The organism is Rhodococcus sp. 114MFTsu3.1, from assembly GCF_000383555.1.
Taxonomy (GTDB): Bacteria; Actinomycetota; Actinomycetes; order Mycobacteriales; family Mycobacteriaceae; genus Rhodococcoides; species Rhodococcoides fascians_E.
In genome coordinates this window covers 17,981-36,607 of sequence record NZ_KB911546.1, presented here as the reverse complement: position 1 = coordinate 36,607, position 18,627 = coordinate 17,981, and the positions used below count along the sequence as shown (strand labels likewise).

The window sequence follows — 18,627 nt, the reverse complement described above, 5'->3', positions numbered from 1 at the left end:
TTCGATGGCTGTGTCGCTACCACACGCCACCGACACTGTGGTGCTCAGCGCACCATTCGGATGGTGACGTAACCGTCGATCCCAAGGAGGTCCTGGGCTGAACCGTCGGGCTCGAAGCCGTTGCGTCGATAGAACTTCATGGCACGTCGGTTCGTTTGGGCGACCCAGAGTTCGGTCGGTTCGTCGGTCAGGACAGTGTCGAGCAGCAGTTGCCCAACGCCGGTGCCGTGGAACGCTTCCAGAACGTAGAGTGCAAACAATTTTCGTCGGCCGTCCTCGAGGCCGCAGTGTGCAATCCCGATGATGTTGGAATCCACCACTGCAACAGCAACATTCTGGTCTTGTTGGTTCGGGTCGAGTACTGTCCGCCAGTGTTGAGTTCGCCGTATGATCGAACCCTCGTCGAAATAGGTGTCCGGAACCGATCCTCCGTAGGTAGTGCGCCAGGCCTCGGTATGCATCCGAGCGATCGCCTCGGCCTCGTCTCGACCCGGCCGTCGTACTACTGGAGTCATGGTGTCACTGTAGATCGCGGTTCGATTGTCAACCGATGATTTCTCGCTGATTCCATCGATTCCGGCTCGGCGGACACGCCGGTAGCCTTCAGCAGTCATACGTTCGCGACTCGACGGGGGAATCACGTTGCCTGGGGTAGTTCGGTCGACGCGTCGTCGTCGAGAGATTCTGTCCGCGTACGCATTTCTTCTACCCAGTCTGATCGGCATCTCGGTCTTCCTTGCGGTGCCCATCGTGACAGTCGTATGGCTGAGCTTTCAGAAGTGGGATCTCATAGGTCCGGCCGAGTTCATCGGATTGGACAACTTCCGAGCTGTGCTGACGGACGGCCGTTTTCTGCATTCACTGATCGTCACGACACTCTTCGTGGCCGCTGCGCTGCCTCTGCAGACCGTGTTGGGTCTCGGACTCGGCATGTTCCTCGAACGGCGCGTACCAGGATCGGCTGTGTTCCGGGTGGTGCTGTTGTTGCCGTGGGTGGCCGCACCTCTCGCGCTCGGCATTGTGTGGAAGTGGATTTTCGCCCCGACCGACGGATTGCTCAATGCAATTGTCGGACAACGTATCGAATGGCTCGCAACACCCTCGTTGGTTCTTCCGGCGATCGTGGTGGTCAGCGTATGGACCAACATCGGATACGTGTCGCTGTTCTTCGCAGCCGGCCTCCGTGCAATACCCAGTGACGTTGTCGATGCCAGCAGAATCGACGGCGCGGGGCGGTGGCATCGTTTCCGGTACATCAGCCTCCCGCTCCTGCGTCCGACGATGTTCTTCGTTCTGGTCACCGGTCTGATCAGTTCCTTTCAGGTATTCGACACCGCGTACGCGCTCGCTCCGAATGGTGGGCCGGAGCGCGCCGGCGACGTAGTGACCGGGCGAATCTATTACGAGGCCTTCCAATCGTTTCAGTTCGGGCGCGCAGCGGTGATGGCGCTCGTACTCTTCGTGATTCTCGTGGTCTTCACCTTCCTTCAGCAGCGGTACTTCAGGTCCCGCACCACCTACGAGGTCGCCTGAATGGTCGCCACTCTCGAGAAGACAGGCGTTGGTGCTGATCAGGAAATCCGTCCGCGCCGACGAACCCTGGTCCTGGACGTCATCACGTACGCGGTGCTGGTGGTGTCGTCGCTGCTGGTTCTCGGGCCGTTTCTTCTCAGCACGATGACGTCTCTGAAATCGAGCAAACAGTTCGCAGCGGAACCCGCGACTTCCTTCCCCTCGCCTCTCACCGCGGACTCCTACGTGGGCTTGATCCAGGGGAACTACGGATTCGGTAGATCGATCCTGGTCACGGCCGTCGTGAGCCTGGTGATCGTCGTCGGGCAGACGGTGTTCTCCGTGTTTGCTGCTTACGCCTTCGCACGCCTGGAGTTTCCTGGACGTGACTTCCTCTTCTGGGCCTACTTGTCGACCCTGATGGTTCCGGGCGTTGTGACAATGATTCCGCTGTACCTACTGCTCAGTGAATCCGGCCTCCGAAATACGTTCTGGGCTCTGGTGCTTCCGTTCGTCTTCGGATCTCCCTACGCGATATTTCTTCTACGGCAGCACTTCCTGAGCCTCCCGACGGATCTGATCAGCGCGGCGCGACTGGATGGCGCCGGACACCTCAGGATTCTGTGGCATGTGGTGGTGCCACTGAGCAAGCCAGTTGTATCGACGCTGGCAGTCATCACCGCGGTGACGCATTGGAACAGCTTTCTGTGGCCGCTGATCATCACCAGTGGAGGTCGGTGGCAGGTCATCACCGTGGCGACGGCCAATCTGCAGACGCAGTTCAACGGTAACTGGACGCTCGTCATGGCGGCGACGACGATCGCGATCGTCCCTCTGCTCGCATTGTTCGTCGCGTTTCACAAGACCATCGTGTCCTCCTTGACCATCAAGGGCTTCAACTGAAACAGATTCCTCGACACCGAAAGAGACGTCCATGAAAAGAAGCATCAGCACGCTGGTTACGGTCGGCCTCACCCTCGGCCTGGCTGCGTGCAGCGGCACAGGAGACGGCGGGGACGACAACACGGTGACTTTCCGTATCTGGAGCGACGACGCGGTCGCTGCTGCGTACGAGCAGTCCTTCGCAGAGTTCACCGCACAGAACCCGGACATCACGGTTCAGATCAATCAGGTTCCCTGGGCGAATTACTGGGACAAACTTCGTGCCGATCTCTCCGGAGGAGGCGGCGACGACATCTTCTGGGTCAACGCGCCCAACTACGCGAGCTACGCCGACAACGGCAATCTCGTGAACATTTCCGAGTTGTTACCCGACGCGGTGTCGGATTGGGAGCCTTCGGCCGTCGAGAAGTACACACGTGACGGATCCCTGTGGGGTGTTCCACAGCTCATCGACGGTGGAAAGGTTTTGTACTACAACAAGAAGCTTGTTTCCGACGCGGAGGTCGACCTGGCCGATCTCACTTGGGATCCAAGTAACGAACAGGCAGACACGTTCCTGCAGGCGTTGAAGAAGCTCACAGTCGACTCAGCAGGGCGGACTGCTGACCAGCCCGGTTTCGACCCGGGTGCGGTCACGCAGTACGGCTTCAACGCTGCTTGGGATTTCGATGCGATCGTCGGAAACTTCATCGCGTCGAACGGTGGGCTCTATCAGGACAGCGGGAAGTACGTATTCGCCGACGATCCAGCGTCCGTCGACGCAATCGAGTATGCCGTTGACCTCATTAATGACGACCATGTTGCACCGTCGTCCGCAGACACGAACGACAATCTCGACTTCTCGCGAGATCAGTTCTTACAGGGAAAACTGGCAGTGTTCGAGTCCGGCGCATACAACCTCGCCAACATCTCCGAAGGCGCCGACTTCGAGTGGGGAATAACCCCGATCCCGGCGGGACCTTCCGGTCGGATCCCGGTGACCAACAGCATCATCGCTGCCGGCAACTCGGCGTCGGAGAATTCGGAGGCGACGCAGAAGGTTCTCGACTGGATCGGGAGCGAGGAAGGCAGTGAACCTCTCGGCGCCAACGGGGCTCTGATTCCGGCAGTAACCGGAGCTCAGCAGTCGTACTTCGATTTCTGGGCAAGCAAAGGCGTCGACGCCACGTTGTTCCCGGCGGGAGTGCAAAACGGGGTCTTGAAGAACGATCCGGTACCGGGGGCTCAGGCAGCATCGGCCGATCTCGATTCCGCGTTCAAGGAAATCTTCTCCGGGCGCGCGGGGGACATCCAGGAGGCGCTGAAAGTAGCTCAGGACAACGCAAACGAGCAGATATCCGGTTGAATGCCGAGCTCATCGATTCGCGTCGGGGCTCTGGCTGTTGGAAAGATGCAGGATCGATTGTGCAGCAGCTGCCTCGACGGTTTGAGCCAGCAATACGGCTATCGTCATCGGGCCCACTCCGCCTGGGACGGGGGTGATCCACCCTGCTCGCTCGGAGGCGCGATCGAATTCGACGTCGCCGACGTTGCCTGCGTTGTAGCCGGCGTCGACGACGACTGTGCCCGGTTCGATCCAGTCTCCGCGGATAAGTTCCGCGCGTCCGACGGCGGCGACGACGATGTCGGCTTCCGCGATTCGATCGGCAAGGTCCTCGGTATGGGAATGGCAGTACGTCACTGTCGCATTCTCGGCGAGGAGCAACATACCGACCGGCAAGCCGAGAATTGCGCTGCGTCCGACGACGACGGCGTGTTTTCCACGCAGTTCGATTGCGTTGTCCTGCAGCAACCGGATGATCCCGCCGGGAGTACACGAACGAAAACCATTTCCATGCAATGCCATAGCTGAAAACGATGCGGAGGTGACACCGTCCACATCCTTTCCCGGCGCGATGGCGTCGAACGCTTGCCGTTCGTCGATGTGGGCGGGGACTGGATGCTGAAGGAGGATGCCGTGTACGTCGGTGTCGCTGTTCAACGAGTCGATAGCGTCGAGTAGTTCTTCGGTGGTGGTACTGGTGGGCAACTCGATTCGTCGGGATTCGATGCCCACGTCTGTTGCACGCCGCGCCTTCATTCGGACGTAGGTGTGGGACGCAGGATCATCGCCGACGAGGATGGTTGCCAGACATGGCGTGACGTCCAAAGCGGAGACGCTCGAACGTACTTCGTTCAGCAGAGCTTCGGCCGAGCGGCGGCCGTCCAGAATACGCGCAGTCAACATCTGTTCCTTCACACCGTTGTAGTGTGAAGCACCCAGGCGGACGACGCTTCAGGAAGATCAGCACTTCCCGGTGGTGAACCACCCTCGCCAGTCGTGCGTGGAACCTACTCTAACGCCCGAAGCCGGAGGGTGCATGAATGCGGACTGTCTGCTCTGCCTCGAGGTCGAAGGGAAGATCCCGCTGCCAGGTGGGGTGTACGAGACTCCGACGTCAGTGGCCTTTCATCTACCCGAGCAACCGAGCGGTGACGTGTTGCTCGGGCATCACCTGGTGGTACCGAAGAGGCACGTCCACGATCACGGCGGACTCGACGAGAACGAGGCGGAGGACATCGGTCGGATCACTCGTGTCCTCTCCCGGGCACTGTCGGCCGCGGGGGCTCAGCGCGTCTACGTTTTCTCGGTCGGTCATTCCTGGCCGCATCTGCATGTTCACCTCGTTCCTCGGTGGCCGAGCGTGCCCGAGGAAGTGCCGTGGCACGCGGTGAAGGACGAGCCCGGATCGCACAGAGTCGACTTCGCCACTGCTGCTTCGTTTGCCGAACGAGTTCGCTGGAATTTGGGTGATTTCAACCCTTGACGTAAAACGCGTCGATGGGTTGCATGGGCGGATGCCGAACGCACTGTCGCCGAGGTGTTGCGGGTCGATCTGACCCGCACCGACCATTCTTCACTCGACTCATGGAGCACACGCAGTGAAAACAATCATTCTTATCGGCATCGTGGGGCTTGCGGCCCAACTCGTCGACGGCGCACTCGGCATGGCGTACGGCGTCACGACGACGACGCTTCTGCTCGCCATCGGCACCAATCCCGCGGCCGCGTCGGCCACCGTGCACTTGGCGGAGATCGGCACCACGTTCATTTCCGGGCTGTCGCACTGGAAGTTCGGCAACGTCGATTGGAAGGTCGTTCGGCGGATCGCCCTACCCGGTGCGGTGGGTGCGTTCGTCGGAGCGACGGTTCTGTCCAACCTGTCCACTGAAGCCGCAGCTCCCGTCATGGCCTTGATCCTTCTGGGCCTCGGGTTGTACATCCTCATCAGGTTCACCGTCCAGGGGATTCCTCGGGGGAATCTCGGAAAGCCGCTGCGCAAGCGGTTCCTGGCGCCGCTCGGGTTGCTCGCGGGCTTCGTCGACGCCACCGGCGGAGGCGGGTGGGGGCCCGTGGGGACCCCGGCCATTCTCGCCAGTGGACGGCTCGAGCCGCGGAAGGTCATCGGCTCGATCGACACGAGTGAGTTCGTGATCGCGCTGGCCGCGAGCCTGGGCTTCCTGTTCAGCCTCGGCTCGCAAGGAATCAACATCAGCTGGGTCCTGGCGATCCTTGCCGGTGGCGTCGTCGCGGCTCCTCTCGCGGCCTGGTTGGTCCGTCACGTTCCGCCTCGGTTGCTGGGGGCTTCGGTGGGCGGCATCATCGTGCTCACCAACACGCGGAGCCTGTTCCGGAGTGGTTGGTTCGAGCTCAGCGGCGCCGTCCAGGCCACTGCGTACGTCACCATCGTCGTGGCCTGGGTGGGGTGCTTCGTGTTCTCACTGAAGGCGTACCTGCAGGACCGCGAGAACGAATCGGCGGACAAGATCTCGGAGGAGGCGAAGACCAATGCGGAGCAGGAAGTCGCTGTCTGACCTGGCCTCGATCGCCAGATCAGCCCTGATCGGGTTCGGATCGACCATTTTCGCCGGCCTCACCACGTACGGCGAGTACCACCTCGGCGCGCACTGACACACCGGAATTACGAACCTGCCCGATTCGAACCATTGACGAGGTTCTGTGCTGGTGGTGGACTTCGAGGATGCCATTCTTCGATGGGGCGCGGGGACCGATCTACTACCGGCACTGGGCCGCAGAGGTTCCGCGCGCGAACGTTGTGTTCCTCCACGGTTACGGGGAACATTCCGGTCTCTATCACCGATTCGCGGATTCTCTCAGCGCCGACGGTATCGACGTGTGGGCGTTGGATCTGATCGGCCACGGGCTGTCGTCGGGGGACCGCGGGGACTTCGGGTCGTTGCGTGACCTGCAAGCGGACGCGGGCGCCCTCACCTCGCTGGCCAGGGTGGGCGTGCCCGACGTTCCTACCGTCGTCATCGGGCACTCGCTCGGTTCGGTCGTCGCGACGCTGTCGGTCCTCGACGAGCCGGATCGCTACGTCGCCGCCGTGATCTCCGGTGCGACGCTGGCACCCATCCCGTGGTTGGACCCCGACAACGCTCGATTCGATCTCGATCCGAGTGAACTGTCGGCCGACCCGTTCTACCTCGACGCATTGATCAACGACCCGCTCGCATTCGTCAGTGCGGATTCGGGTCGACTGCTCGGTGCCGAGCTACGGACGGCGTGGGACAGGTTCGACGCCGACCTGGCCGCGCTGCGGGTGTCGACGCTCGCAGTGCACGGCGACGCGGACACGGTGTCGCCTATCGAGAACGTCCGGACCTGGGCGGGACGAGTTCGTGAACTCGAACTACGTGAGATCGCCGGCGCCAGGCACGACGTGCTGAACGAGGCCGGGCATCGTCGAACCGCTGCCGTCGTCGCCGATTTCGTTCTCGAACGTGCCGATGCTGCATCACTTGTCGTCTACGAGGAGGAGCCGTCGTGGCGAGGCTGACGATCACCGACGCGCAACGGGCCGCCCTCGCCGACGCGGCCGCATTCCCGCTGCTCGACGCGATAGCCGGTCGACGGTCACGCCGTTTCCCTCTCGGTGGGAAGATCCCCGACGGTCCGCTGGCGTACGAGAGCACTCACCCGGTCACGCCGATCAGCGAGGTCGAACGGGCTCTTCTGCTGTCGGTCGTCGGCGGAGTCACCGGGTGGCACTACGGCATCACCCGCCACGGTGGGTACGCGCCGAAGTTCCCCAACTACTCGGGGAGTGCTGTGGGAAGAGCCTTTCCGTCGGCCGCCGGATTTCACACCAGTCAGCTGTTCTTCACCGACGATTCGGGAACGTACCTGCTCCCGACACGCGACACCCCACCGTCGCCCGGCGAGTTCGATCTCGAGGAGTGGCTGAATCACACTGCGGATCAGTATGTTCGGCTCGGTGACACGCGACTGGAAATCCCGCGCGAAGAGCCTTACATGGAGGGTCACAACACCTGGATAGCCAACCATCCGGGAAGCTTGCTCGCGTTTCCCGTTGCCGACCTCTCCGAGCACCTGATCGCCAACCTGTCCTTCTTCGCCGCCAACGGGTACGTCGTCTTCGACGACGTGCACGACCGGCCGATCCCGGGAATCGACAAGTTCTCGGCTCTGGCTCACTTCGACGATCCGGTTCCGCTGTCGTTCGTCGAGCAATACACCCTGACCGAGGCAAGCGCGGAGCTTGCGACGGCAACCCACAACGGCGTATTGGTTCTGCAGGCACTCGGTCTCGGCGGGTGGATGTTCGACGGACTCGACCGACTGTCCGTGCTGGGCGGATCCGGTGATCCGCGCGCTCCAGGTCTGGGCTTCCGGTCCGACAACGACCCGAGCTGGCCGTTCCCCAATGCAACCGGCTTGGACGGCGTGTTCGAGACATTGACTCCGCCGCATGTGAACACCGTCGCCGACGGTGTCGCCAAGTACATCGACCGCAAGTACGGGCCGGGTGGGCCGTTCCACCCGGACACACCCGGGGCATGGTCGGAGACGCCCAAGGTCCGTGCAGCCGCCCTGCCCGCGGACGCAGTGCAGGAACTCGTGACCGCGGAGGCGTCGTACATCTACGACGCATTCGGCAAACTGCCGGGAACCGTACCCACCGTCCACGTGCTGATGTATCTGCAGGCCCAGAACATCGACCTGGACTTCTACGACACTCACTTCGCCCCGGGGGCGTACCTTCACACCCACGCCGAGCATGCCCGGCGCGGGTGGTGAGGACGCTCCATCTCACTCCAGTTTGAACCCGACCTTGATCGTCACCTGGAAGTGAGCGATCGATCCATTTTCGATGTGGCCGCGGGTTTCGAGTACCTCGAACCAGTCGAGGTTGTTGAGGGTGGTGTTCGCGCGCGCGATCGCCTTTCGGATGGCGTCGTCGGTGCTTTCGGTGGAGGTTCCGACGATTTCGGTGACGCGGTAGATGTTGTCGCTCATGGGTTCTTTCGCTCCTCTGCAGTCTGGTGAACTTTCCGACTGCTGATACTTCTCCTGCAATGCCGATTTCGAAACAGAACGGTGAAATCGTCTGCTGTAGGCGCTGGTCGAGGCCACGCGCGGAAAAATCATCGTGATTCGAAGGGTGGTTTCCCGTCCGGCGACGGACCACACTCGGGCATCGGCATGAAGTGAAAAGCGAAGACCGGACGAGTTCTCCGAACCTGCAGCGCCTTTCATTCGAGCATGTCGCCCCATCGAGCGCCGGTGCTGTCCCTGTCGTCCTTCTCGAGGAGTATCTCCGCAATGACGCTTCGTCGCTTGTCCTTGTCCAGAATTCCGATGGCCGTTGCAGATCCAGCCTCCGACGACGAAGCCGGACCGGGCACCGCAGCGGCGGTCTGAGGTGTACGACGTCAAGAGGCTGATACTGCTGCGAGATCTCGCGGAGTACGCGACGATGTCCGCCGTCGCCGAGCTGCACGGCATCACCACCTCGGCTGTGTCGCAACAGCTTCGTACACTCGAAGACGAAGTCGGTGCCGTCCTGACGCGGCGCGACGGTAGGACGTTGCGGCTCACCGGCGCAGGCAGGGTGCTGGTGGATCACACAGCACGCGTTCTCGCCGCACTGGAAGAAGCCGAGAGTGCGGTGGCGGCGACCGGCGACGTCATCACGGGCGTCCTCACCGTTGCATGCTTCCAGACAGCGATGGCGCAACTCGCGCTGCCGGTGGCCGCGGGCCTGGAGAGCGCGCACCCGGGACTGCGTATCCGGTTGATCGAGTCGATGCCGGTCGATTCCGTTCCGGCGGTACGCAATCAAGAAGTGGATCTGGCAATCACGTACACCTACTCGTTCGGGGCCACCGATCTGCCCACCGGCATGACGACGGACTACCTGTTCGACGACCCACTCGTCGTGCTGGCGCCTACCGCGTGGCACGAGCGAATTTCGGAGATGGGTCTCGCGGCGCTCGCCGAAACCGACTGGATCGCAGCAGCCGACGGTGCGCCCTCCGTCCAGTCGGTGGTGTTCAGCTGCAGGCAAGCAGGGTTCACTCCGCGGATCCAGCACCGCAGCAACAGTTTCGCGATGATGGCCGTGATGGTCGGGCACGGATTCGGTGCGACCATCGTGCCGCAGATGTCCGTGCCCGACGATTTCAGGCACCTCGTATCGCAACCCGGTGTCACCCAGCCGATCATCGACGGTGCCCGACGGCTCGGCGTGACGTACCGACAGGCCTCGAGCGAACGGCCGGCGGTAGCCGAGGCCGTACGCGCGTTCCATCGGCGCGTTCGCCCGGTCGAACTGGCGTTCTGACTTTGTCGAACCCCGGTTACTCGACCCTCGTGCATGTTCCTGGGTGCACACAGATCGCTTCGCGAGGGCCGGATGTGCCCTGCCGAACCGACTTGTGTGCACCCAGGAACACCGTCACCCCAGAACACGTCGCCAAGCACGTGGATCGAACGCTGACACCCGTGTTCACGCGCTGCGGAGGGATACCGGTTCGGTCACCACGCGGATGCCTGGTTCCGGATCGAATCGGTATCCGGTGCCGCGCACCGTGGTCACGAGCCGACCGAACGATCCCAATCTGGTGCGCACTCTCGACAGATGTACGTCCACGCTGCGACCGCCGCCGCTGCGGGTCAGCTCGTCACGTCCGACGACGACCCGCGGGTTGCGCACGAGGTGGGAGAAGATCTCGAACTCGGTGTGACTGAACGACACACTCTGTCCGCCGACGACGACGTCACGTGCAGGCAGATCGATCACCAGTGGCGAGTTGCGGTCGTTGAACCGCACGTCGAATCTCGTCAGGATGCGTGCGTTCGGGGCGAACGTTTCGGTGGTTCGGCGCAGCGCATCCGCGAGCGCGTGCAGTTGCGCTCTGGACAGGCCCTCCAGGGAGGGCGTACCCGTGTCGGAGATGTGCAGCACCACGGTGTCTTCGACAGTCATTCTCTCCCCCCCGAAATCTTCGGCGCGACGGGTGAGTCCCGACGTCGGTCCATGGAATCTCGTCGACGCGCACTTGGGAAGATATTCGCTCGAGTTGATCGAAAACGAGAGGATCTGCGTGATCGAAACCGTTGACGTGCGCCGGCCCGCGGTGATGGACTTTTCGGCGTGAATGTCGAGAACGACCTGGTGACAGTGGCCCTGCGGACGGAGGAGGTCCCGTGGGACCACGCCGATGCCGAAGCCTTGCGGGCGGCGATGGCCGCGGAAGTCGGGCCGCGGTACGCCGACCGGGCCGCGGACATGGCCCGCACGCAGGCGAACGCCGTCGACCCGGACACTGTGCACCGCACCATCGTCGTCTACGCGGGAGAAACACCCGTCGGGCACGCAGCGGTCCGATGGAACGCCGGTGACCTGGAACTCAAGCGCATGTTCGTCCACCCGGACCACCGCGGAACCGGGGTGTCCACGGCGTTGCTCACCGCGTCGGAGGACGCGGCCCGCGAACTCGGACTGCCGCGGCTGATCCTGCAGACCGGCGACCGCCAGCCCGACGCCGTGCGCCTGTACGAGAAGAGCGGCTACACGCGCATCCCGATCTTCCCGCCCTACGAGGCCATGCCGTTCTCGAACACCTTCGAGAAAGTCTTCACCGACTGAGCCTGAACCCGATGTGGCTGCTGGAGGTGTCCTCCGTGACGCCCGAACGGGCCGAGGTGCGGTATCGCCGGCAGTAACTGGCGTGGCACAGGTGCGACCCGCCGCGGATGACGGCCCGGATGTCGCGGCGGGCGGCGTCGAACGTCCCGGTGGTCCATTCCCAGACGTTGCCGGTGGTGTTGTAGAGGCCGTAGCCGTTCGGCTCGAACGACCGGACGGGTGCAGTGAACACCGTGTCGACGTGCTCGCCGGGGAACTCACCGCGCCACGTGTTCATCCGGTCGAGCGATTCGTCCGCCCCCCAGGGGAACGGTTGCTGCTCCAACCCGCCGCGCGCCGCGTACTCCCATTGCTCCTCGCTGGGCAACGACGACCCGGCCCATGCGCAGTACGCGTCGGCGTCACGCCGGGACACGTGGGTGACGGGGTGATCGGCCACCGGGCTGATCGACGACGCCGGGCCCGACGGCCGCCGCCACGACGCCCCCGAGACGACGCGGAACCACGGCGTCGCGGTGACCGCGGGCGACGAGTCCTCGGCGGGGAGCGATCCGGCGAAGACGAGGGAATCACCGAACTGTTCGGCGTCGGTGACGTAGCCGGTCGCGGCGACGAACGCATCGAACTCGGCAACGGTGACCGTCGTCGGCGCGATCGAGAACGCCTCGACTTCGACGCGGCGGACCGGCCCCTCCAGATCGGCCGGATACGCCAGGGGATCCTCCGATCCCATCAGGAACGTCCCACCCGGCACCTCGATCAGCACGCCCGGCTCGGCGCCGCGCTCGGGAAGGTCCCGACGCCTACTGGACTCGTCGCGATCGGGCGCACAGCATCCACCGCTCATACCCCCATGCTGCCACCTGTCCCCCTGAGCGAGGGCCGGACATGTGCTAGGCAATAGGAATGACGAAAGAGAACGTCCTGCTGATCCACTGGCACGATCTGGGGCGGCATCTCGGCGCATACGGGCACCGCTCGGTTTCGAGCCCGCGGGTCGACGCACTTGCCGCGGAGGGCTTTCTCTTCACGCACGCGCACGCGACGGCGCCGTTGTGCTCACCGTCGCGAGGGTCGCTCTTCACCGGCCGCTATCCGCACAGCAACGGGTTGGTCGGATTGGCTCACCACGGGTGGGAGTACCGCCCCGGTGTGCAGACCTTGCCCGCGCTGCTCGGTGAATCCGGTTGGCAGACGGCCCTGCTCGGCATGCAACACGAGTCCTCGTTTCCGTCCCGGCTGGGTTTCGATTCCTACGACGTCTCCAACTCGTACTGCGAGTACGTCGTGGAGAAGGCCGACGCCTGGTTGCGCGAGGATCGCACCGAGCCGTTCTTCCTGACCGCGGGATTCTTCGAGACGCACCGTCCGTACCCCGCCGAGCGGTACACCCCGGACGACGCCGATGCCGTGGAGCTTCCCGACTACCTGCCGGACACGCCGGAGGTCCGCGAGGACCTCGCCGAGTTCCACGGATCGATCACCGTCGCCGACGCTGCCGTGGGCGAGCTGCTCGACACCCTCGCCGAGACCGGGCTCGACCGTTCGACGTGGGTCGTGTTCATGACCGACCACGGTCCGGCGTTTCCCCGAGCGAAGTCGACCTTGTACGAGGCAGGGACGGGGATTGCGTTGATCGTCAGACCACCGACCGATCGCGGTCTTGCGCCCCGGGTCTACGACGAGCTCTTCAGCGGCGTCGACCTGGTGCCCACCCTGCTCGACCTCCTGGGTGCACCTGTGCCCGACGAGGTGGAAGGGCTCTCGCACGCAGACAACCTCGCGTCGGGCCGCGCGCCGGTGCGGGACGAGGTGTTCACCTCGAAGACCTACCACGATTCCTTCGACCCCATCCGCGCCGTGCGGACGAAGGATTTCAGCTACATCGAGAACTACGCCGAACGTCCCGTACTCGACCTGCCGTGGGACATCGAGGAGAGCCCGTCGGGCCAGGCCGTGGCCGAATCGGTGCGCTCACCGCGTGCACGCAACGAGCTCTACGATCTGCGCAGCGACCCGGGCGAGACAGTGAATCTGCACGAGGATTCGGAGTACCGTGCCATTGCCGAGGACCTGGCTCTGAGGTTGCACACGTGGCGTGAATCCACGCGTGACGTGATTCCGTCGGACTTCGTCGGGTCGCGCATTTCCGACCGCTACACCCACGACTACCTCGTCACGAAAGGCCTGAAACTGCCGTCGCGGTCTCCGCTGTCGTCCGAGCGCGGGATAGCGGAGGGTACGCAGGACGGTCCCGCTGCACACTGAGTTCGGTTTGGCAATGGTTTGACGCAACAGGATCGAAAATCCTGTTGTGCAAAGTGTTTCGCGTGTGTCTAGTATTCCCGGCATGAGCGATCAGCCGCGTTCGTACCTCGTCCTCGCGTCACAGCGAAGCGGAAGCACCCTGCTCGTCGAATCGCTTCGTGCAACCGGGCAGGCTGGCGAGCCACAGGAGTTCTTCCAGTACCTCCCGAGCACGTCGCTGGCGCCTCAGCCGCGTGAGTGGTTCGCCGGCGTCGACGACGAGAACATCCTGAGATTGCTCGCGCCGTGGAAGCCCGGAACACCGTCCACGGAGACGCCGCAGGAGTGGCGCGCCCGAATCCTCGATGCCGGGCGCACCCCGAACGGAGTGTGGGGTGGCAAGCTCATGTGGAACCAGACGCCGCTGCTCACCGCATGGGCCGACGGATTGGCAGGCCGGCAGGCCGACGATCCGGACGCCGGCGACCTGAAGACCGCCATAGAGGACGTACTGGGCCCGGACGTTCTGCTGGTGCATGTCGCGCGAAAAGACACTGTGGCGCAGGCGGTGTCGATGTGGCGCGCCGTGCAGACCCAGGTGTGGCGTGGCCGTGCCGACCCGGAGGTGGACGCTCGCGCCGAGTACAACGCCGACGGCATCGCTCATCTCCACGCCATTCTGGAGGATCAGGAGCGGCAGTGGGCGCGATGGTTCGGTGAGGCCGGCGTCGAACCCCTCGACATCGACTACCACGAGCTGGCATCGGACACGACCGGACAGGTCGCCAGGGTGCTCGTCGCCTTGGGGCTCGATCCGGAGTTGGCGCCGCCTCCCGCCCTGCAGCGGCAGGGCAACGACAGGTCGAACGACTGGATCGAGCGTTACCGCGCAGAAAGGATTTCAGTATGACGACCACCGACGAGGTGACCCCCGACGTCACTCACGTGGACGAGCTCCGCGTTCTCGAAGCCGAGGCCGTGCACATCATCCGCGAGGTGGTGGCCGAACTCGAACGTCCCGTTCTCCTCTTCTCCGCGGGCAAGGACTCGATCGTTCTCCTTCGTTTGGCGGAGAAAGCGTTTCGTCCGTCACCGCTTCCGTTCCCGGTGATGCACGTGGACACCGGGCACAACTTCCCCGAGGTCATCGAGTTCCGTGATCGCAGGCTCGAAACGGCGGGACACAGACTGATCGTCGCCTCCGTGCAGGAATCCATCGACTCCGGGCGTGCGAGCGAGATCGGTGGCCCCAACGGCTCGCGGAACCGACTGCAGACCAGAACGCTGCTCGACGCCCTCGAGGCGGGCCGGTTCGATGCTGCCTTCGGCGGTGCGCGACGCGACGAGGAACGGGCACGTGCCAAAGAGCGCGTACTGAGTTTTCGAGATGCATTCGGGCAGTGGGATCCTCGTGCGCAGCGCCCCGAGCCGTGGTCGCTGTACAACGGCCGAATCAGACGCGGCGAGCAGGTGCGCGTGTTCCCGCTCAGCAACTGGACCGAACTCGACATCTGGCGGTACATCGAACTCGAAGGCCTCGAGCTCCCGTCGATCTACTTCGCGCACGAGCGCGAGGTGTTCGCCCGAGACGGAATTCTGCTCGCCACATCGGAATTCACATCTCCGGCCGAGACCGAACAGGCCGCGACGGAATGGGTTCGATACCGCACCGTCGGTGATCTCACCATCACCGGCGCCGTCCGTAGCCATGCAACCGACATCGCCGGAGTGATCGGGGAGATCTCGGCCGCGACGGTATCCGAACGGGGAGAGACGCGCGCCGACGACCGGACTTCGGTGGCCGCGATGGAAGATCGCAAGCGCGAGGGGTACTTCTGATGACACGGCAACTACTGCGACTGGCAACCGCGGGCTCGGTCGACGACGGCAAGAGCACGCTCATCGGACGGCTCATGTTCGACACCGACAGCCTGCCCCTCGATCACCTCGAAGCAGTGACGCGCGACGACGGTGTCCCCGACCTCGCGGCCCTGTCCGACGGATTGCGCGCCGAACAGGAACAAGGCATCACCATCGACGTCGCCTACCGGTTCTTCTCCACCGAGAACCGCAGCTACATCCTCGCCGACACACCGGGTCACGAGCGGTACACCCGCAACATGTTCACCGGCGCATCGACCGCTCACGTCGCCGTTCTCCTCGTCGACGCCCGGGCAGGCGTACTGCGGCAGACCAGACGGCACGCACGGATCTCGTCGCTGCTCGGCGTCCGGCACCTGGTCGCCGCCGTCAACAAGATCGATCTGATCGACTATGCGGAAGACAAGTTCCGTGACGTCGAAGCCGAGCTGCACACGCTCGCCGGCCGTCTCGGCGCCACCGATCTGACGGTGATCCCACTCGCGGCCAAGGACGGCGACAACGTCGTCCACCGATCGACCAACACCCCGTGGTACACCGGCCCCACCTTGCTCGAGTACCTCGAATCCGTCGAACTCGTCGCTCCTGCAACACGTCCGGAGGAACTGCGCCTTCCCATCCAATGGGCGTCGCGACCCACGGCGAACGAGCGGCGACGCTACACCGGTCGCCTGTCCGCCGGAACGCTGCAGGTCGGTGACGCCGTGGTGGCACTGCCGTCGGGAGCACGCAGTACCGTCACCGCGCTCGACACACTCGACGACAACCGCGCCACAGCGGTGGCACCGCTCTCGGTGTCCATCTCCCTCGCCGACGACATCGACATCGGTCGCGGCGACGTCGTCGTCAGCGGCGCCGAGGCCGCACACGTTCCGGTCCTCGCCCGCGAGATCGAGGCAACCGTCTGCTGGTTCGGCGACACCCCGCTGCGCGCCGGTGATCGCGTCGCGCTCAAGCACACGGCGTCGACCGTGCGTGCGACCGTGCAGGCACTGCACTCCCGGCTCGATCCAGAAACTCTCGACGAGCAGGATCAACCGGTCGAACTGACGCTCAACGACATCGGCACCGTGACACTGCGAACGTCCTCGGTGATCCTCGCCGACCCGTACACGGACAACCGCGACGCCGGCGCCTTCATCCTCATCGACGAGACGTCGAACGACACCGTCGGCGCAGGCACGATCTCCGAGGCCCGCGAGGTCAAACCCGGCGAACAGACCCGCAACGACATCAAATGGCACCCGTCGGCTCTCGACCGCGCCCACCGATGGTCGTCCACCGGTCAACACGGAGCGACGGTGTGGTTCACCGGGTTGCCGGCGTCGGGCAAATCGACCGTCGCCGTCGCACTGGAGCGCGCGCTCGTCGAATCGGGCCGCGCTGCATATCTTCTCGACGGCGACAACGTCCGGCACGGACTGTCCGACGACCTCGGATTCACCCCGGGCGACCGAGCCGAGAACATCCGACGCGTCGGGCATCTGACGAGGCTGCTCGCCGACGCAGGCGTCGTGGCCATCGCATCTCTCGTCTCGCCTCTCGAATCCGACCGTGCCATCGCGCGCGCCCTCAACGACGCTGCAGGACTCACCTTCGTCGAGGTCGCCGTCAGCACGCCGCTCGAAGAATGCGAGCGCCGCGACCCCAAGGGTCTGTACAAGCGTGCCCGCGCCGGCGAACTCAAGGGACTCACCGGCATCGACGCGCCCTACGAGCCGCCGTCGTCGCCCGACCTGACCATCGACACCACCGGCGCCGACATCGACGACCTCGTGGCCCAGGTCCTGGCCGTGCTCGACCGGGGGTGAGCACACTCGTCGTCCTCGCCGGACTTCCGGCCACCGGGAAGACGACGGTGGCGCGGGAAGTCGCGTCCCGTCTTCAGTGGCCGTACCTGCGACTCGACACGATCGAGCACCGCATCACCACCGCGGGAATCGTCCCGGGGACGGTGGGGTACTCGGTGCTGTACGCGCTGGCGGCCGATCAGCTCGCCGTGGGGGTGCCCGTTGTGGTCGACAGCGTGTCGCCGGTGGCCGCGTCGCGCGACGCATGGCGGAAGGTGGCCTCGGAAACCGGAGCCGAGATCGTCCTGATCGAGGTGGCCTGCTCCGACGTCGACGAGCATCGCCGACGCGTTCGGACGCGCGACGTCGGCATTCCTGGGCTGGCGGTGCCGACGTGGGCCGACATCCAGGACCGCGACTACGAGCCGTGGACATCCCCGCATCACGTCCTCGACACCGCAGGCCAGTCGGTGGAGGAATCGGTGGAGCAGGTGCTGCGTTGGATCGATGTGAATCCGGTCAGAGAGTTCTCGAAAGGCACACGGTGAGCATCAACTTCCTCGACGAGCAGGCGGGTCACCCGCTCGACGATCTGATTCGCAGTTCACTGCTGGGGGCGCACGCCAGGTTCGCGCGCACGGTGGGCCGCAGTTTTCGCTTCGACCCGGAGGTCGCGCCGTTTCTCGGCCACCCGCCCGTGCTCGAGCAGTCCGATTGGAACGACATCGTCGAACTGTTCGGACACGGTGAGATCGTGTCGCTGCGCGGCACCGGGCACGTGATTCCCGACGGCTGGGAGCTGATCGACCAGTTCGGCCTCGTCCAACTCGTCGGGACTCATCTCGAGACCCGGCCGTACGCGGAAGCCGTCGTACTCGGCGCACCCGACGTTCCGGAGATGCTGGATCTCGTCGACCGCACCAAGCCGGGACCGTTCCTGCCGAGGACGTTCGAGCTCGGAACCTACCTCGGGATCCGCGACGCCGACGCCGGGGGTGCGCTGGTCGCGATGGCGGGGGAGCGGATGCACCCGCAGGGGTGGACCGAGATCAGCGCGGTGTGCACCGATCCGGCCTACCGCGGTCGTGGCCTGGCCACCGAACTCGTGCGTGCCGTCGGGCACGGTATCCGGGAACGCGGCGAGAAGCCGTTTCTGCACGCGTCGGCGTCGAACGAGAACGCCATTCGGTTGTACCTGTCCATCGGATTCGAGCTGCGCCAGCGTTCGGAACTGACGTTGGTACGCACTCCGGCCTGAGGTGTCCATTCGACTCAGGCTGATCCCAATCCTTTTTCCTACCCCGGTCCGTGGGGAAAGATAGTTGGTTGATTCAGGC

At 64.2% G+C, this 18,627-nt stretch carries 21 protein-coding genes and 1 riboswitch; of the genes, 15 read left to right on the top strand and 6 right to left on the bottom strand.

Going from position 1 to position 18,627, the window contains the following annotated elements:
- Positions 1-44 precede the first annotated feature (44 nt).
- Positions 45-515 carry a GNAT family N-acetyltransferase gene (locus H292_RS0105955; protein ID WP_231383777.1) on the bottom strand — a complete coding sequence of 157 codons (471 nt, stop codon included), beginning with the start codon at positions 513-515 and terminating at the stop codon, positions 45-47.
- Between the two features lie 127 nt (positions 516-642).
- Between H292_RS0105955 and H292_RS0105950 the strand changes: the two genes are divergently transcribed.
- Genes H292_RS0105950 through H292_RS0105940 form a run of 3 tightly spaced genes read left to right on the top strand, consistent with a single transcriptional unit; the run spans position 643 to position 3,760 of the window.
- On the top strand, positions 643-1,533 hold the full coding sequence (locus tag H292_RS0105950; RefSeq protein ID WP_020110822.1) for a carbohydrate ABC transporter permease: 891 nt from the start codon (positions 643-645) through the stop codon (positions 1,531-1,533).
- Positions 1,534-2,415 (top strand): carbohydrate ABC transporter permease, encoded by an 882-nt coding sequence (locus H292_RS0105945; RefSeq protein WP_020110821.1) that lies wholly within the window; start codon positions 1,534-1,536, stop codon positions 2,413-2,415.
- A gap of 31 nt (positions 2,416-2,446) precedes the next feature.
- On the top strand, positions 2,447-3,760 hold the full coding sequence (locus H292_RS0105940) for an ABC transporter substrate-binding protein (protein ID WP_020110820.1): 1,314 nt from the start codon (positions 2,447-2,449) through the stop codon (positions 3,758-3,760).
- 9 nt (positions 3,761-3,769) lie between these two features.
- Here the strand turns inward: H292_RS0105940 and H292_RS0105935 are convergent, their stop codons facing one another.
- A complete protein-coding gene (locus H292_RS0105935; protein WP_020110819.1) occupies positions 3,770-4,654 on the bottom strand; it encodes a bifunctional 5,10-methylenetetrahydrofolate dehydrogenase/5,10-methenyltetrahydrofolate cyclohydrolase in 885 nt (294 codons plus the stop codon).
- Between the two features lie 11 nt (positions 4,655-4,665).
- A riboswitch (ZMP/ZTP riboswitch) is annotated at positions 4,666-4,747 on the bottom strand.
- Positions 4,748-4,775: 28 nt separating this feature from the next.
- Here H292_RS0105935 and H292_RS0105930 point away from each other — a divergent pair.
- The 4 genes from H292_RS0105930 (at position 4,776) to H292_RS0105910 (ending at position 8,518) form a co-directional block, all read left to right on the top strand.
- Entirely contained in the window at positions 4,776-5,222 is a 447-nt protein-coding gene (locus tag H292_RS0105930; RefSeq protein ID WP_020110818.1) for an HIT family protein, read from the top strand.
- A gap of 115 nt (positions 5,223-5,337) precedes the next feature.
- Positions 5,338-6,270, top strand: a complete 933-nt coding sequence (locus H292_RS0105925; protein WP_019663243.1) for a sulfite exporter TauE/SafE family protein — start codon at positions 5,338-5,340, stop codon at positions 6,268-6,270.
- Between the two features lie 167 nt (positions 6,271-6,437).
- Positions 6,438-7,256: an alpha/beta fold hydrolase gene (locus tag H292_RS0105915; protein ID WP_020110816.1), complete on the top strand. Its 819-nt coding sequence runs from the start codon at positions 6,438-6,440 to the stop codon at positions 7,254-7,256.
- Entirely contained in the window at positions 7,244-8,518 is a 1,275-nt protein-coding gene (locus H292_RS0105910; RefSeq protein WP_020110815.1) for a hypothetical protein, read from the top strand. The genes H292_RS0105915 and H292_RS0105910 overlap by 13 nt, the downstream gene beginning before the upstream one ends.
- Before the next feature lie 12 nt (positions 8,519-8,530).
- On the opposite strand, the gene H292_RS28370 is transcribed toward H292_RS0105910, so the two are convergent.
- On the bottom strand, positions 8,531-8,737 hold the full coding sequence (locus tag H292_RS28370) for a dodecin (protein WP_026347454.1): 207 nt from the start codon (positions 8,735-8,737) through the stop codon (positions 8,531-8,533).
- A 236-nt stretch (positions 8,738-8,973) separates the two neighbouring features.
- Positions 8,974-9,126: a hypothetical protein gene (locus tag H292_RS28365; RefSeq protein WP_020110813.1), complete on the bottom strand. Its 153-nt coding sequence runs from the start codon at positions 9,124-9,126 to the stop codon at positions 8,974-8,976.
- A gap of 17 nt (positions 9,127-9,143) precedes the next feature.
- Here H292_RS28365 and H292_RS0105895 point away from each other — a divergent pair, with 17 nt between their 5' ends.
- Complete coding sequence (locus H292_RS0105895; RefSeq protein ID WP_020110812.1) at positions 9,144-10,064, top strand: LysR family transcriptional regulator; 921 nt, start codon at positions 9,144-9,146, stop codon at positions 10,062-10,064.
- A 165-nt stretch (positions 10,065-10,229) separates the two neighbouring features.
- Here the strand turns inward: H292_RS0105895 and H292_RS0105890 are convergent, their stop codons facing one another.
- The gene (locus H292_RS0105890; RefSeq protein WP_020110811.1) at positions 10,230-10,709 is read right to left on the bottom strand and encodes a winged helix-turn-helix domain-containing protein; all 480 of its coding nucleotides are present in this window, start codon (positions 10,707-10,709) and stop codon (positions 10,230-10,232) included.
- A 168-nt stretch (positions 10,710-10,877) separates the two neighbouring features.
- Between H292_RS0105890 and H292_RS0105880 the strand changes: the two genes are divergently transcribed.
- Entirely contained in the window at positions 10,878-11,372 is a 495-nt protein-coding gene (locus tag H292_RS0105880; RefSeq protein WP_019663254.1) for a GNAT family N-acetyltransferase, read from the top strand.
- Here H292_RS0105880 and H292_RS0105875 read toward each other — a convergent pair.
- On the bottom strand, positions 11,362-12,219 hold the full coding sequence (locus H292_RS0105875; RefSeq protein WP_037188070.1) for a formylglycine-generating enzyme family protein: 858 nt from the start codon (positions 12,217-12,219) through the stop codon (positions 11,362-11,364). The genes H292_RS0105880 and H292_RS0105875 overlap by 11 nt on opposite strands.
- A 59-nt stretch (positions 12,220-12,278) precedes the next feature.
- Here H292_RS0105875 and H292_RS0105870 point away from each other — a divergent pair, with 59 nt between their 5' ends.
- The 6 genes from H292_RS0105870 to H292_RS0105845 all read left to right on the top strand — a co-directional run bounded on the left by H292_RS0105870 (position 12,279) and on the right by H292_RS0105845 (position 18,548).
- Positions 12,279-13,640, top strand: a complete 1,362-nt coding sequence (locus H292_RS0105870) for a sulfatase family protein (RefSeq protein WP_020110809.1) — start codon at positions 12,279-12,281, stop codon at positions 13,638-13,640.
- Positions 13,641-13,722: 82 nt separating this feature from the next.
- A complete protein-coding gene (gene stf0, locus H292_RS0105865; protein ID WP_027498639.1) occupies positions 13,723-14,529 on the top strand; it encodes a trehalose 2-sulfotransferase in 807 nt (268 codons plus the stop codon).
- Positions 14,526-15,458 carry a sulfate adenylyltransferase subunit CysD gene (gene cysD / locus H292_RS0105860; RefSeq protein WP_019663258.1) on the top strand — a complete coding sequence of 311 codons (933 nt, stop codon included), beginning with the start codon at positions 14,526-14,528 and terminating at the stop codon, positions 15,456-15,458. The genes stf0 and cysD overlap by 4 nt, the downstream gene beginning before the upstream one ends.
- A complete protein-coding gene (cysC, locus tag H292_RS0105855) occupies positions 15,458-17,311 on the top strand; it encodes an adenylyl-sulfate kinase (RefSeq protein WP_020110807.1) in 1,854 nt (617 codons plus the stop codon). Before cysD ends, cysC begins: the two co-directional genes overlap by 1 nt.
- On the top strand, positions 17,308-17,838 hold the full coding sequence (locus H292_RS0105850; RefSeq protein ID WP_020110806.1) for an AAA family ATPase: 531 nt from the start codon (positions 17,308-17,310) through the stop codon (positions 17,836-17,838). Before cysC ends, H292_RS0105850 begins: the two co-directional genes overlap by 4 nt.
- A complete protein-coding gene (locus H292_RS0105845; protein WP_020110805.1) occupies positions 17,835-18,548 on the top strand; it encodes a GNAT family N-acetyltransferase in 714 nt (237 codons plus the stop codon). Before H292_RS0105850 ends, H292_RS0105845 begins: the two co-directional genes overlap by 4 nt.
- Positions 18,549-18,627: the final 79 nt, after the last annotated feature.

Bases quoted from the DNA above. Each gene is read 5' to 3' on its own strand.
- H292_RS0105955 (WP_231383777.1), bottom strand. From the start codon at position 515: ATGACTCCAGTAGTACGACGGCCGGGTCGAGACGAGGCCGAGGCGATC.
- H292_RS0105945 (WP_020110821.1), top strand. From the start codon at position 1,534: ATGGTCGCCACTCTCGAGAAGACAGGCGTTGGTGCTGATCAGGAAATC.
- H292_RS0105940 (WP_020110820.1), top strand. From the start codon at position 2,447: ATGAAAAGAAGCATCAGCACGCTGGTTACGGTCGGCCTCACCCTCGGC.
- H292_RS0105930 (WP_020110818.1), top strand. From the start codon at position 4,776: ATGAATGCGGACTGTCTGCTCTGCCTCGAGGTCGAAGGGAAGATCCCG.
- H292_RS0105915 (WP_020110816.1), top strand. From the start codon at position 6,438: ATGCCATTCTTCGATGGGGCGCGGGGACCGATCTACTACCGGCACTGG.
- H292_RS28370 (WP_026347454.1), bottom strand. From the start codon at position 8,737: ATGAGCGACAACATCTACCGCGTCACCGAAATCGTCGGAACCTCCACC.
- H292_RS0105890 (WP_020110811.1), bottom strand. From the start codon at position 10,709: ATGACTGTCGAAGACACCGTGGTGCTGCACATCTCCGACACGGGTACG.
- H292_RS0105875 (WP_037188070.1), bottom strand. From the start codon at position 12,219: ATGAGCGGTGGATGCTGTGCGCCCGATCGCGACGAGTCCAGTAGGCGT.
- H292_RS0105870 (WP_020110809.1), top strand. From the start codon at position 12,279: ATGACGAAAGAGAACGTCCTGCTGATCCACTGGCACGATCTGGGGCGG.
- stf0 (WP_027498639.1), top strand. From the start codon at position 13,723: ATGAGCGATCAGCCGCGTTCGTACCTCGTCCTCGCGTCACAGCGAAGC.
- cysD (WP_019663258.1), top strand. From the start codon at position 14,526: ATGACGACCACCGACGAGGTGACCCCCGACGTCACTCACGTGGACGAG.
- cysC (WP_020110807.1), top strand. From the start codon at position 15,458: ATGACACGGCAACTACTGCGACTGGCAACCGCGGGCTCGGTCGACGAC.